Consider the following 13,321-nt stretch of genomic DNA (forward strand, 5'->3'; position numbering starts at 1 on the left):
AGCCGAATGGGTGACGGGCAGAGGGCGCTCAGGGCTTCAAGATCATCCCGTTGCCCCTTTGACACGTATCTCGGTCACACCCCCTGTACGTGCCCAAGGGCTTCTACCGCGCGGCGTCGGCCACTTCGTCGGCCTCCATGAAGACCGCGGGCACTTCGTTGTCGCTCACCACCCGGCCGAGCAGTTCCGCGAGCCGGGCGCGGTCGGGCCCGTCGAGCCCTGCGGGCAGCACGTCGATGGCACGGCAGGTCGCCTCGTAGAACTCGTCCACGAGCAGCCGGCCCTCCTCGGTGAGCGCGACCCGGACCGCGCGCGCGTCGCGCGGATCCGGCTCGCGCCGCACCAGACCGCGCTGCGCGGTGCGGTCGACCAGTCCGGTGAGACTCGACTTCGCGAGCCCGAGCATCGCGCCCAGCTCACTCATCCCGTACGGCTGGGGCATCAGCACACAGAGCAACTGGCCCTGCTGCGGGGGCAGACCGAACTCGCGACTCGACTGCGCGTACACGGCGTTCACCAGGAACGAGGAGCGCACCAGCGCGGTGACGACCCCCATACGGTCAGCCTCAGCCTTTGCCATACGGCCAGAGTACGGCTCCGGCCGCGCTGCCGATCCCGCCCGGCGGAAAGCACTCGCACGCGGCCCGAGAGGTGCGCTGTAATACTCCTATGGATAGTTCAGCCATTACGCCGGTGTGGGTCGCGGGATGGGTCGTCTCCCGCTCGTCCCCGGCGCCGGTGCGGGAGCCGTGGGGCTACCGCATCGACGTCGGACTGCCTGGCCATGTGTTCCGGCATGTCCTCCCCGAGCCCGACGAGCCCTCCGTAAGGAAGCTCTGCGAGACCATCACCGAGGCCGGCGCCTGGCTGAAGGTGCTCGCGCCGCCGGAGCGGGCCGCGCGGTGGATCACGCCGGGCTGGACGGTGCCGGACGACCCCGGCCACATGATGTTCCACGCGCTGCGCCGCTCTCCCGTCCCGCCGGCCGTGCCGGACCCGCCCGACGGCTACACGGTGGACACGGACACCCGCGACGGCGTCCTTCACGTGCGGGTGACGGCCCCCGACGGCGCTCTCGCCGCGCGCGGCCAGGTCGCCGCGACGGGCGACGGAGACACGGTGGTCGTCGACCAGGTCGAGACCTCGGAGAACCACCGCAGGCGCGGCCTCGGCCGACTGGTGATGCGCACGCTGGAGAGCGCCGCCGCCGACACGGGCGCCACCACCGGCGTCCTCGCCGCCACCGGGGACGGCCTGCGTCTGTACACGTCGCTCGGCTGGCGACTCCAGGGCCCGCTGACGGGCGTCGTACGCGGGACGGACCGCTGACGAACCGCTGACGGACCGCTGACGGACGGCCGTCGGAAGGCCGTCGGAAGGGCTGCGTGAACCGGCCGCGTGAACCGGCGGGCTCCGACCGAGCGATAGAGAGAGCGTGAGACTGTTCCGCCCCACGGGGGCCGACCGAGACGACGCCGCACTGCTGCGCGCCGTCGCCAAGGGGGACGCGGAAGCGCTCGGCGTGCTCTACGACCGGCACGCCGGCTGGCTGCACACGCGGCTGACCCGGCGCTGCGCGGATCCCGAGACCGTACGGGAAGTCCTCCAGGACACCTTCGTCACCGTCTGGCGCTCCGCCGCGACCCATCGCGGCGGGGAAGCGGGCGGCTGGCTGTGGGTGATCGCCGGTCGGCGGCTGGTCGACGCCCGGCGCGTACAGGCGCGCGCCGAACGGGCGGACGAGCGGGGCCAGGTGGAACACCCGCCCGCCGCCGTCGCGCCCTCGGCCGAGGAACGGGTCCTCGCGGGGCTGGAGTTCGGCGACGTCGGCGCGGCGCTCGACCGCATCTCGCCCGAGCTGCGCGAGGTGCTGCGCGCCACGGTGGTCGACGGGCTCACCACCCGCGAGACGGCGCAGTTGCTCGGCATACCCGAGGGCACCGTCAAGACCCGCGCGATGCGGGCCCGCAAGGAACTGCGCCTGGAACTGGGCCTGGAACTGGGCCGGATCGCACCGCTGGGAGGCACGGCATGACCCCGACCAGTTGGCATGTGGACGAGACGCTGGCGGCGTCGTACACGGCGGGCACGGTGTCCGAGCCGGACGCCTGGTCTCTGGAGAAGCACGTCGAGGCGTGCGGGGCGTGTGCGGTACGGGTGTCCGCGGCGGTACGGAGGGGTGCCGCGGGCCCCGTGCTCGCGGACGTACGGGCGGCGGTGCTGACCACCGCCGCGCCCGCCGCGTCCGCCGCGCCACGGGTCGGGCCGACCGCCCGGCTGCTGTGGGCGGCGGGACCGGCGCTGCGCGGCGCGTGGCTGCTCGCGGTGGTGCTCGTCGCGGCGGGGGCGGTCGCCCTCGCGTACGGCGCGGACTTCACCGGCGCCCGCCCGGTGCTGCTGGCGCTGGCGCCGGTGCTGCCGGTGGCGGGGGTCGCCGTGTCGTACAGGGGGTCCGCCGACCCGCTGTACGAGATCGCCGCGTCCACTCCCGGCGGCGGGCTGCGGCTGCTGCTGACGCGGACCGCCGCCGTCCTGGCGGTGAGCCTGCCGCTGCTGACGCTGGCGGGGGCGGCGCTGCCCGCGTCGGCGGGGGCGCCGGGGGCGGCCGTCTGGCTGCTGCCGGGGCTGACGCTGTCGCTGGCCGTCCTGGCGCTCGGCACGTACGTCGGCTGCCGCGTCGCCGCCGGGGGGCTCTCCGCCGCCTGGGTGCTGGCGGTGACCGTGCCCGTGCTCGGCCCGACCGGTGGCGCGGCGTGGGCCTCGGGCGGGCTCGCGCCGACCGCCGAGCTGTCCGAGCATCTGGCGCGGTATCTCGCGGGGCCGGCCGCGCAGAGCGGCTGGGCGGCGGCGGCCGTCCTGTGCGCGGGGCTGCTCGCGCTACGGCGACGGTCCGTCGAATTCCCGGCCTTCCATCAGGTGGGGCGCATATGAACGACACCAAGGGGGACACGGCGATGAACGGCGTTTCGGTACAGAGGCTCACCGTCAGGCACCGCAGGACGGTCGCGCTCGACGCGGTCGATCTCACCTTCGGCACCGGCGTGCACGGTCTGCTCGGCCCGAACGGGGCGGGCAAGACCTCACTCATCCGGGTACTGGCCACGGTCGCGGCGCCGACGGACGGCCGGGTCCACCTGCTGGGCCACGACGTCTCGGAACACCGGGCGCGGTCGGCGGTGCGGCGCCGACTGGGGTATCTGCCGCAGGAGTTCGGCTACTACCCGGGCTTCACGGTGCGGGAGTTCGTCTCGTACATCGCCTGGCTCAAGGAGATGCCCGCGGCCGGGGTGCCCGAGGCGGTGGTGCGCGCGGTGGACCGGGTGGGCCTTCTGGACCGTATCGACGCGAAGATCAAGACGCTGTCCGGCGGGATGGTCCGCCGGGTCGGTATCGCCCAGGCCGTCGTCAACGAGCCGGACCTGCTGCTCCTGGACGAGCCGACGGCCGGGCTCGACCCGGAGCAACGGGTCGAATTCCGAAGACTGCTGCGGGACTTGGGCACGGAATCGACGGTGATCGTCTCGACCCATTTGGTGGAGGACGTCGCCGCGGCCTGCTCGGAGGTGACGCTGCTGGAATCGGGCCGGGTGGCCTTCCGGGGGACGACGGCGGAGCTGACGAGTCTTGGCTCGAACTCGACGCCGCCGGGTCGCGGGGAGGACCCCTCGGACCACGACGGAAACCCGATCGAACGGGGCTACACGTCCGCGCTGCGCGCCCACCGCGCGGGCGAGCGGCTGCCGCTGCCGCGTGTGGCGGGGCGGACGGTCGCCGAGGGCACGGCGAAGCCGGCCCGCGCCACCGGCGTGGCGGGCGCGACACAGAATCCGACCGGTTCGAACCCGCCCGGCGACGGGGGCGGTTCCGGCAGTCCGGGCCGTCCCGAGAGCGGGACCGGGAAGGCACCCCGACCCGGCACGGCCGAACCGGCAGCGGCCCCGTACGCCGCCGGTCCCGCCCGCCCCGACAGCACGGAGGCACAGCGGTGAGCCCCCTCCGTACCGCCCGTACCGCCCACGCCGCCCCGGCCGCCCGGACCCGCCCCCAGGACAGCCCCCGCCCCCGCCCCCGCCACCCCGCCCGGACCGAGCTGGTCCGTGGCATCGGGCCCTGGACCGGGCTGACACTCGCCCTTGTCGTCGGGGTCGGGATGTACACCGCCGCGCCCGCCTGGCAGGGCCGGTGGGTCGCGGTCACCGACGCGCTGCGCGAGTACGGCATCCTGTTCGGCGTGCCGCTCGCCCTCGCGGCGGGCTGCTGGCACGGTGGCCGGGAGCGGCGGCGCGGCACGGGGGAGCTGGTGTCCACGCTCCCCCGCAGTCCCTTGCGGCGGACGATGCCCGCCGCGCTGCCCGCCGCGCTGTGGCCCGCCATCGGCTATCTCGTCGCCGCCGGCGGCTCGTTGCTCGCCACCTGGCCGTACGTGAGCGGGGGACGCCCCTATGCGTCCCTCGTCCTCGCCGACGCCGTCGCTCTCGGCTCCGCCGGTGTCCTCGGCTTCGTCGCCGGCCGGCTGGTCCCCTGGCGGCTGACGGCCCCGTTGCTCGCCGTGCTCGCGTACATCACCCTCATCCTCTTCAGTACCTACGGCAACGACCCGCGCCTGTGGCTCAATCCCGCCGCTCTGCACGACTACTTCTGGGACCGCCCCGTGTGGTGGTTCGGGCCGGCCGCCATGGTGTGGACCGCGGGTCTCGCCACCGCCGCGCTCCTCGCGCTCGCCGCGCGGCGACGCGCCGTCGCCGTACTGCCGCTGGCCGCCGCGTGTACCGCCGCCGTGATCCTCGTGCAGACCGGCGACGGGCTGTGGCGCGGCGACCCGGAGGCGTCCCGGCTCGTCTGCGACGACGGCACACCACAGGTGTGCGTGAGCGCCGTCGACAAGGACCTGCTGCCCGACGTGTCGGCCGCGCTCGCCGATCTCAACGGCAAACTGCGCGGCATCCCCGGTGCGCCGACCCGCTGGATCAGCGGCCCCGGCGCGCCAGGGACGGGGATGTACTGGTCGGGGAGCGCACGGGTCGTACGCCAGGGCACCGCTCCGGCCGGCCCGGCACCCGGCGACGTGGAGTTGCCGAGTCCGTACGACGCGGCGGTACGGGGCCGCATCCCGGAGCCCGCCGAGTACGCGAATTCGACTGTCGGCTGGCTGTTCTCGGAAACCTGCCCGGACAGCGACTTCGAGCTGCCGGGCTTCGACCAAGCCAGTGACATCAACAGCGCCGTCCACCAATGGCTGGCCCCGGCGTCTGACTTCGCCTCCTACGAAGACATAGCCGGCGTGGAGAGGCATCTCAAACGGCTGCGAGCCATGGACCCCGCGCAGGGCCGCGCCTACCTGACCCGCTACATCGCCGGAGAAGCCGTCCCCGGCTGCGACCCCGCCGAGGTGCCCGTCCCATGACCGCGTCCGTGACCGCTCGCACGACCGCTCGCAGGCCCCTGCCCGGTCTGCGCCTGTACGCCCGCTCCCGCGCCGCGCCCGCCACCCTCGCCGTACTCGCCGCGACCGCCCTCGGCGCGGCCTGGGCCGCGCAGCGGCTGGTGGAGCAGCCCGACGCCGGGCCGACCGCGCGGCTGTCGGTCGTGGTCCTCGCCCCGCTGTTCGCCGCCGGAGTGATCGGCACAGGGCTTTTCACCCACAGCCCGGAGCTGGAACGGGGCGCCGTACGGCCCTGGTGGCCGCGCCGCCTCGCCCATCTGCTGCTCGCCACGGCACTCGCCGCCGCGCTGCTCGCGCTCGCCGTGCCGGGCCACTTCGACGCCTACGGCGCGTCGGCGATGGCGCGCAACGTCATCGGCTCGACCGGGGTCGCGGCGGCGTCGGCGGTGCTGCTCGGCGCCCGGCTGAGCTGGCTGCCGATGATGGTCTACGTGGCCGTCACGTCGTATCTGGGGGCGGCGGACCCGGCCGACGGCGGCGCGGCGGCGGCGTGGGCGTGGCCGATGCGGCCGGAGGGGGAGGTACGGGCGTGGGTGACCGCGCTGGCGGTGTACGGCTGCGGCGCGGCGCTCCACGCGTGGCGGGGCGCTGGGCGCGAGCGCGGGTAGTTCCGCGCGTCCGGGACGCACCGCGTCAACCGCCGCCTCACGAACGGGTTTGTCGGCACCCCGCGCCCCCCGCGAGGATGACGGCGGACCCGGTCAGCCGCAGATCTGAGGAGACGTCCCCGTGCCCGACTCCACCGCCGAAGCGACCGAAGCGACCGAAGCGACCGACGACCGCCCCGTCACCCTCGACCGGCGTGACGGCCCGTACGGCGAGGTCGTCCTACGGAGGCGGCCCGGCCCCGTAGACGAGGGTGACATCCACGAGATCATCGCCAACGGCACGTTCCTGATGGACACCTCCGACGGCCGCTCCGAGCGGCTGCTGATCGACGCCGCGCAGGCCGCCCTCACTCCCGAGCGCCGCGACAGCGGGCCGTCCGTCCTCATCGGCGGGCTCGGCGTCGGTTTCTCGCTCGCGCACGCCGCCGACGACGACCGCTGGGGCCGGATCGTGGTGGTCGAACGCGAGCAGGCCGTCATCGAGTGGCACCACGAGGGACCGCTCGCCCGGATCTCCGGCACCGCGCTGGGCGACCCGCGCACTGTGATCCTCCACACCGACCTGGTCGAGTATCTGCGTACGACGGCGGACGTCTACGACGCGCTGTGCCTCGACATCGACAACGGGCCCGGCTGGACCGTCACCGACGACAACGCGGGCCTGTACACACCCGGCGGGCTGGCCCGCTGCCGGGCGCGGCTCAACCCCGGCGGCGTCCTCGCCGTCTGGTCCGCCCAGCCCTCCCCCGTATTCGAACAGGCCCTGCGGAATGCCGGTTTCACCGGGGTTAGGACCGAAGAGATCCAAGTTGCCCGAGGAGTGCCTGACGTGGTCCATCTCGCCCTTCGCCCTGCGTAGCCGTCTGCGTAGCCGGGACCCCTCCGGTGCCTCTACGCTGCTCCCCACACACGGGATGCACATCCTCACGGGGATCGTGGATCGAGGAACACGGATCGCGGAACGTACCAGGGGCGGGGCGATGGAGCAGACACACACCAGCCAGAACGGGGTCGCGGCCACTCCCGGCGCGCAGCGCCGGGTGCTTGTGGTCGAGGACGACGCGACGATCGTGGACGCCATCGCGGCCAGACTGCGCGCCGAGGGCTTCGTCGTGCAGACGGCGGTCGACGGCCCGGCTGCCGTGGACGCCGCCGAGGCGTGGCAGCCCGATCTGATGGTCCTCGACGTGATGCTGCCGGGCTTCGACGGGCTGGAGGTCTGCCGCCGCGTCCAGGCGCAGCGTCCGGTGCCGGTGCTGATGCTGACGGCGCGCGACGACGAGACCGACATGCTCGTGGGGCTCGGTGTCGGGGCCGACGACTACATGACCAAGCCGTTCTCGATGCGGGAGCTGGCGGCGCGGGTGCATGTCCTGCTGCGCCGGGTGGAGCGGGCGGCGCTGGCCGCCGTGACGCCGCGCAGCGGCATCCTGCGCCTCGGCGAGCTGGAGATCGACCACGCGCAGCGCCGGGTGCGGGTGCGGGCCGACGACGTCCATCTGACGCCCACCGAGTTCGACCTGCTGGTCTGTCTGGCGAACACGCCGCGTGCCGTGCTCTCGCGCGAGCAGTTGCTGGCCGAGGTGTGGGACTGGGCGGACGCCTCCGGCACCCGTACGGTCGACAGCCACATCAAGGCGCTGCGCCGCAAGATCGGCGCGGAGCGCATCCGTACGGTGCACGGCGTGGGCTACGCCCTGGAGACACCGGCGCCATGAGCCGGCCGGCGGGCGACAGGGGCAGCGGGAACGGGAACGAGCAGGACGAGAGCCCCGGGCGTACGGGCCGCGCCGGCCGTCCCTCGCGCGCCTCCTGCCCCTCCAGAAGCGGCTCGCAGCGCCACGACCCCTCCGGGCACGGTCCGGCGCGCAAGGGCCCGGCCCGGATCAGGTCGGGGCACGGGTCTCTCGGCGGGCACGGTGGGCAGGGCGGGCCGAACAGCGGCGGTCTGCGGCCGTTCTCCATCAAGACGAAGCTCGGCACGCTCGTCGTGGTCTCCGTGCTCATCACCACCGGTCTGCTGATGGTAGCGCTGCGCACCGAGACCGAGCTGCGCTTCATCACGGTCTTCTCGATGATCGCGACGCTGTTGATAACGCAGTTCGTGGCGCACGGTCTGACCGCCCCGCTGGACGAGATGAACACCGTCGCGAAGGGCATCTCGCACGGTGACTACACACGGCGCGTCAGCGGCGCCGACCGCCGTGACGAGCTGGGCGACCTGGCCTCCACCATCAACCGCATGGCGGACGATCTGGAGGCCGTGGACCGGCACCGCAAGGAGCTGGTGGCCAACGTCTCGCACGAGCTGCGCACACCGATCGCCGCGCTGCGCGCCGTCCTGGAGAACGTGGTGGACGGGGTGTCCGCCGCCGACCCGGAGACGATGCGTACGGCGCTGAAGCAGACCGAGCGTCTTGGCCGGCTGGTCGAGACGCTGCTGGATCTGTCCCGGCTCGACAACGGTGTACTGCCGCTCAAGGCGCGGCGTTTCGAGGTGTGGCCGTATCTGTCCGGGGTGCTGAAGGAGGCCAATCTCGCGGCGTCGCAGCGCGGTCTCAGCTCGGGCTCGGGCAACCACACCCGTACGGACGTCCATCTGCATCTGGATGTGTCGCCGCCGGAGCTGACGGCGCACGCGGACGCGGAGCGGCTGCACCAGGTGGTCGCCAACCTCATCGACAACGCGGTCAAGCACAGCCCGCCGCACGGGCGGGTGACGGTACGGGCGCGGCGCGGGCACGGGCCGCAGTCGCTGGATCTGGAGATCCAGGACGAGGGGCCCGGTATTCCCGAGCCGGAGCGGCACCGCGTCTTCGAGCGTTTCAACCGCGGCAGCGCCCCGTCGCCGCACGGTCCCGGCAGTGACGGCGGTACGGGACTGGGGCTGGCGATCGCGAGCTGGGCGGTGGATCTGCACGGCGGGCGTATCGGGGTGGCCGAATCCGTACGTGGCTGCCTCATCCAGGTGACACTTCCGGGAATCCCACGGGCGCGCGGTTGACGTAGGGTTCGAACCGGAGGCACCGGACAAGCCAGTTCTGCCGGAAATTCGGTCGGGTGCTGCCGGTCCGGACCCGCTCAGGCGGCGAAAAGGCCGCGTCAGTGTCGGAGTGCGTCCACAGCTCCAGGACAGCTCAAAGGAAACCTGGCTCGTTTCCCGCCAATTCCTGTGCCGAAACCCGCCTTCCGGTGTGACTTGCATGACGTTGCCCCCGCCCGGTCTGCTCCTCTCGGCCCGGTAGGCGTAGCCTTGATTCCCGCTGTCCATCACCTTGTGAAGCGGAAGAGGGCGGTTGCCGCCGTGTCGTCTCAGTCCCCCAGTAACTCAAGCGTTTCGACCGACCGAACGGGCCAGGACAAAGATCCTGCCGCCGCCTTCGGGCCCAATGAGTGGCTCGTCGACGAGATCTACCAGCAGTACCTCCAGGACCCGAATTCGGTCGACCGTGCCTGGTGGGACTTCTTCGCCGACTACAAGCCGGGCACCACCGGTGCGGCGGACAAGGCCCCGGAGCCCACGACGGCGTCCACCGCAGCCGCGGGGGCTGCGGCGAGTGCCACGCCGGCCGCGCCGGCCGCGCCCACCACCGCACCGGCCGCACCCACCGCGGCGCCCGTGCCGACGGCCACGGCCACCACCACGGCCCCCGCCGCCCCTGCGAAGCCGGTGGCGGCCGCTCCCGCGCAGGCGCACGCTCCCCGGGCCGAGTCCCAGGCCCCGGCGTCCGCCCCGGCCGCTCCGGCGAAGCCCGCCGCCGCGGCTCCCGCGCCGGTCAAGGCCGCGCCGCCGGCCGCGAAGCCCGCCGCCGCGAAGCCGGCCGCCGCCTCCACCGCGGCCGCCGCGCCGAAGGACGAGCTGTTCGGCGAGGAGCCCACGGGCCCCGAGTACGTGACGCTGCGCGGCCCGTCGGCCGCCGTCGCGAAGAACATGAACGCGTCGCTGGAGCTGCCCACGGCCACGTCCGTGCGCGCCGTCCCGGTGAAGCTGCTGTTCGACAACCGCATCGTCATCAACAACCACTTGAAGCGGGCGCGCGGCGGCAAGATCTCCTTCACGCATCTCATCGGGTACGCGATGGTGCAGGCCCTCAAGGCCATGCCGTCGATGAACTACTCCTTCACGCAGAAGGACGGCAAGCCGACCCTGGTCAAGCCCGAGCATGTGAACCTCGGCCTGGCCATCGACCTGGTGAAGCCGAACGGCGACCGTCAACTCGTCGTCGCCGGCATCAAGAAGGCCGAGACGCTCAACTTCTTCGAGTTCTGGCAGGCGTACGAGGACATCGTCCGCCGCGCCCGCACCAACAAGCTGACGATGGACGACTTCTCGGGAGTCACCGCGTCGCTGACCAACCCGGGCGGCATCGGCACCGTCCACTCCGTACCGCGTCTGATGCCCGGTCAGGGCCTCATCCTGGGCGTCGGCGCGATGGACTACCCGGCCGAGTTCCAGGGCACGTCGCAGGACACCCTGAACAAGCTGGGCATCTCCAAGGTCATGACGCTGACCTCGACGTACGACCACCGCGTCATCCAGGGCGCCGCGTCGGGCGAATTCCTGCGGATCCTCAGTCAACTGCTGCTCGGCGAGAACGACTTCTACGACGAGATCTTCAAGGCGCTGCGGATTCCCTACGAGCCGGTCCGCTGGCTCAAGGACATCGACGCCTCGCACGACGAGGACGTCACCAAGCCCGCGCGGGTCTTCGAGCTGATCCACTCCTACCGGGTGCGCGGCCATGTCATGGCCGACACCGACCCGTTGGAGTACCGCCAGCGCAAGCACCCCGATCTGGACATCACCGAGCACGGCCTCACGCTGTGGGACCTGGAGCGGGAGTTCGCGGTCGGCGGCTTCGCCGGGCAGTCGATGATGAAGCTGCGCGACATCCTGGGCGTGCTGCGCAACTCGTACTGCCGCACCACCGGTGTCGAGTTCATGCATATCCAGGACCCGAAGCAGCGCAAGTGGCTCCAGGACCGGATCGAGCGCTCCAACACCAAGCCGGAGCGCGAGGAGCAGTTGCGGATCCTGCGCAGGCTCAACGCCGCGGAAGCGTTCGAGACGTTCCTCCAGACCAAGTACGTCGGCCAGAAGCGGTTCTCGCTGGAGGGCGGCGAGTCCGTCATCCCGCTGCTCGACGCGGTCATCGACTCGGCGGCCGAGTCGCGGCTCGACGAGGTCGTCATCGGTATGGCCCACCGTGGCCGGCTCAATGTCCTGGCGAACATCGTCGGCAAGTCGTACGCGCAGATCTTCCGCGAGTTCGAGGGCAATCTCGACCCGAAGTCGATGCACGGCTCCGGCGACGTGAAGTACCACCTGGGCGCCGAGGGCACCTTCACCGGGCTCGACGGCGAGCAGATCAAGGTGTCGCTGGCCGCGAACCCCTCGCACCTGGAGGCGGTCGACCCGGTTCTCGAGGGCATCGCGCGCGCCAAGCAGGACATCATCAACAAGGCGGGCACCGACTTCACCGTGCTGCCCGTCGCCCTGCACGGCGACGCGGCCTTCGCGGGCCAGGGTGTCGTCGCCGAGACGCTGAACATGTCGCAGTTGCGCGGCTACCGCACCGGCGGCACGGTGCATGTGGTGATCAACAACCAGGTCGGTTTCACCGCCGCCCCGGAGGCGTCGCGCTCGTCGATGTACGCGACGGACGTCGCGCGCATGATCGAGGCGCCGATCATCCACGTCAACGGTGACGACCCGGAGGCATGTGTCCGGGTGGCGCGGCTCGCGTTCGAGTTCCGCCAGACGTTCAACAAGGACGTCGTGATCGACATGATCTGCTACCGCAGGCGCGGTCACAACGAGGGCGACAACCCGCAGTTCACCAACCCGCAGATGGTCACCCTGATCGACAAGAAGCGCTCGGTGCGCAAGCTGTACACCGAGTCCCTGATCGGCCGCGGCGACATCACGCTGGAAGAGGCGGAGCAGGCGCTCCAGGACTTCCAGGGCCAGTTGGAGAAGGTGTTCGCCGAGGTCCGCGAGGCCACGTCGCACCCGGCTCCGACCCATGTCCCGGACGCCCAGGCGGAGTTCCCCGTCGCGGTCACGACGGCCATCTCGCAGGAGGTCGTCAAGCGGATCGCCGAGTCCCAGGTCAACATCCCCGACAACATCACGGTGCACCCGCGGCTGATGCCGCAGATGCAGCGCCGCGCGGCGTCGGTGGAGGACGGCACGATCGACTGGGGCACCGGCGAGACCCTGGCCATCGGCTCGCTGCTGATGGAGGGCACCCCGGTCCGGCTGTCGGGCCAGGACACCCGCCGCGGCACGTTCGGCCAGCGCCACGCGGTGCTGGTGGACCAGGAGACCGGCGAGGACTACACCCCGCTGCTCTACCTCTCCGACGAGCAGGCCCGCTACAACGTCTACGACTCGCTGCTGAGCGAGTACGCGGCGATGGGCTTCGAGTACGGCTACTCGCTGGCCCGCCCGGAGTCGCTGGTCATGTGGGAGGCCCAGTTCGGCGACTTCGTCAACGGGGCGCAGACGGTCGTCGACGAGTTCATCTCCTCGGCGGAGCAGAAGTGGGGCCAGACCTCGGGCGTCACGCTGCTGCTGCCGCACGGCTACGAGGGCCAGGGCCCGGACCACTCGTCCGCGCGCCCCGAGCGTTTCCTCCAGATGTGCGCGCAGAACAACATGACCGTCGCGATGCCGACCCTGCCGTCGAACTACTTCCATCTGCTGCGCTGGCAGGTCCACAACCCGCACCACAAGCCGCTGGTGGTCTTCACCCCGAAGCTGCTGCTGCGGCTGAAGGCCGCGAACTCGAAGATCGAGGAGTTCACCACCGGCGGCTTCCGCCCGGTGATCGGCGACGCGCTGGCCGAGTCGGGCGCGATCGACCCGGCGGACGTCCGCAAGGTCGTCTTCTGCGCGGGCAAGGTCTACTACGACCTGGACGCCGAGCGGCAGAAGCGCGGTCTGAAGGACACGGTGCTGGTGCGGCTTGAGCGGCTGTACCCGCTGCCGGGCGCGGAGCTCCAGGCGGAGATCGCGAAGTACCCGAACGCCGAGAAATACCTGTGGGCGCAGGAGGAGCCGGCGAACCAGGGCGCGTGGCCGTTCATCGCGCTCAACCTGATCGACCATCTGGACCTGGCGGTCGGCGCCGACGTCCCGCACGGTGAGCGGCTGCGCCGTATCTCGCGGACCGCGTCGTCGTCGCCGGCGGTCGGCTCCGCCAAGCGGCACCAGGCGGAGCAGGCGCAGTTGTGCGCGGAGGTCTTCGACGCCTGACCGGGTCCC

10 protein-coding genes and 1 pseudogene are annotated in these 13,321 nt (G+C 72.1%); 10 read left to right on the forward strand and 1 reads right to left on the reverse strand.

What is annotated here, in order from left to right; translation table 11 throughout:
- Positions 1–103: 103 nt before the first annotated feature.
- On the reverse strand, positions 104–556 hold the full coding sequence (locus tag OG329_RS12130; RefSeq protein WP_405801785.1) for a MarR family winged helix-turn-helix transcriptional regulator: 453 nt from the start codon (positions 554–556) through the stop codon (positions 104–106).
- Positions 557–669: 113 nt separating this feature from the next.
- Between OG329_RS12130 and OG329_RS12135 the strand changes: the two genes are divergently transcribed.
- From OG329_RS12135 to OG329_RS12180, 10 genes and pseudogenes are all read left to right on the forward strand, one after another.
- Positions 670–1,329 (forward strand): GNAT family N-acetyltransferase, encoded by a 660-nt coding sequence (locus OG329_RS12135; protein WP_405794805.1) that lies wholly within the window; start codon positions 670–672, stop codon positions 1,327–1,329.
- A gap of 106 nt (positions 1,330–1,435) precedes the next feature.
- Entirely contained in the window at positions 1,436–2,035 is a 600-nt protein-coding gene (locus OG329_RS12140) for an RNA polymerase sigma factor (RefSeq protein ID WP_405794807.1), read from the forward strand.
- Positions 2,032–2,931 carry a zf-HC2 domain-containing protein gene (locus OG329_RS12145; RefSeq protein ID WP_405794809.1) on the forward strand — a complete coding sequence of 300 codons (900 nt, stop codon included), beginning with the start codon at positions 2,032–2,034 and terminating at the stop codon, positions 2,929–2,931. Before OG329_RS12140 ends, OG329_RS12145 begins: the two co-directional genes overlap by 4 nt.
- Before the next feature lie 23 nt (positions 2,932–2,954).
- A pseudogene (locus tag OG329_RS12150) lies at positions 2,955–3,728 on the forward strand (ABC transporter ATP-binding protein); the annotation flags it as partial.
- A 257-nt stretch (positions 3,729–3,985) separates the two neighbouring features.
- Positions 3,986–5,404: a hypothetical protein gene (locus OG329_RS12155; protein ID WP_405794810.1), complete on the forward strand. Its 1,419-nt coding sequence runs from the start codon at positions 3,986–3,988 to the stop codon at positions 5,402–5,404.
- Positions 5,401–6,051, forward strand: coding sequence for a hypothetical protein (locus OG329_RS12160; protein WP_405794812.1), 651 nt, complete (start codon positions 5,401–5,403; stop codon positions 6,049–6,051). Before OG329_RS12155 ends, OG329_RS12160 begins: the two co-directional genes overlap by 4 nt.
- Positions 6,052–6,172: 121 nt before the next feature.
- Entirely contained in the window at positions 6,173–6,910 is a 738-nt protein-coding gene (locus tag OG329_RS12165) for a spermidine synthase (protein ID WP_405794813.1), read from the forward strand.
- A gap of 121 nt (positions 6,911–7,031) precedes the next feature.
- The gene (locus OG329_RS12170) at positions 7,032–7,769 is read left to right on the forward strand and encodes a response regulator transcription factor (protein ID WP_405794815.1); all 738 of its coding nucleotides are present in this window, start codon (positions 7,032–7,034) and stop codon (positions 7,767–7,769) included.
- Positions 7,770–7,999: 230 nt separating this feature from the next.
- A complete protein-coding gene (locus OG329_RS12175; protein ID WP_405801786.1) occupies positions 8,000–9,055 on the forward strand; it encodes an ATP-binding protein in 1,056 nt (351 codons plus the stop codon).
- Between the two features lie 300 nt (positions 9,056–9,355).
- A complete protein-coding gene (locus OG329_RS12180; RefSeq protein ID WP_405794817.1) occupies positions 9,356–13,312 on the forward strand; it encodes a multifunctional oxoglutarate decarboxylase/oxoglutarate dehydrogenase thiamine pyrophosphate-binding subunit/dihydrolipoyllysine-residue succinyltransferase subunit in 3,957 nt (1,318 codons plus the stop codon).
- Positions 13,313–13,321: the final 9 nt, after the last annotated feature.

The organism is Streptomyces sp. NBC_01506 (assembly GCF_045040295.1).
Classification (GTDB): Bacteria; Actinomycetota; Actinomycetes; order Streptomycetales; family Streptomycetaceae; genus Streptomyces.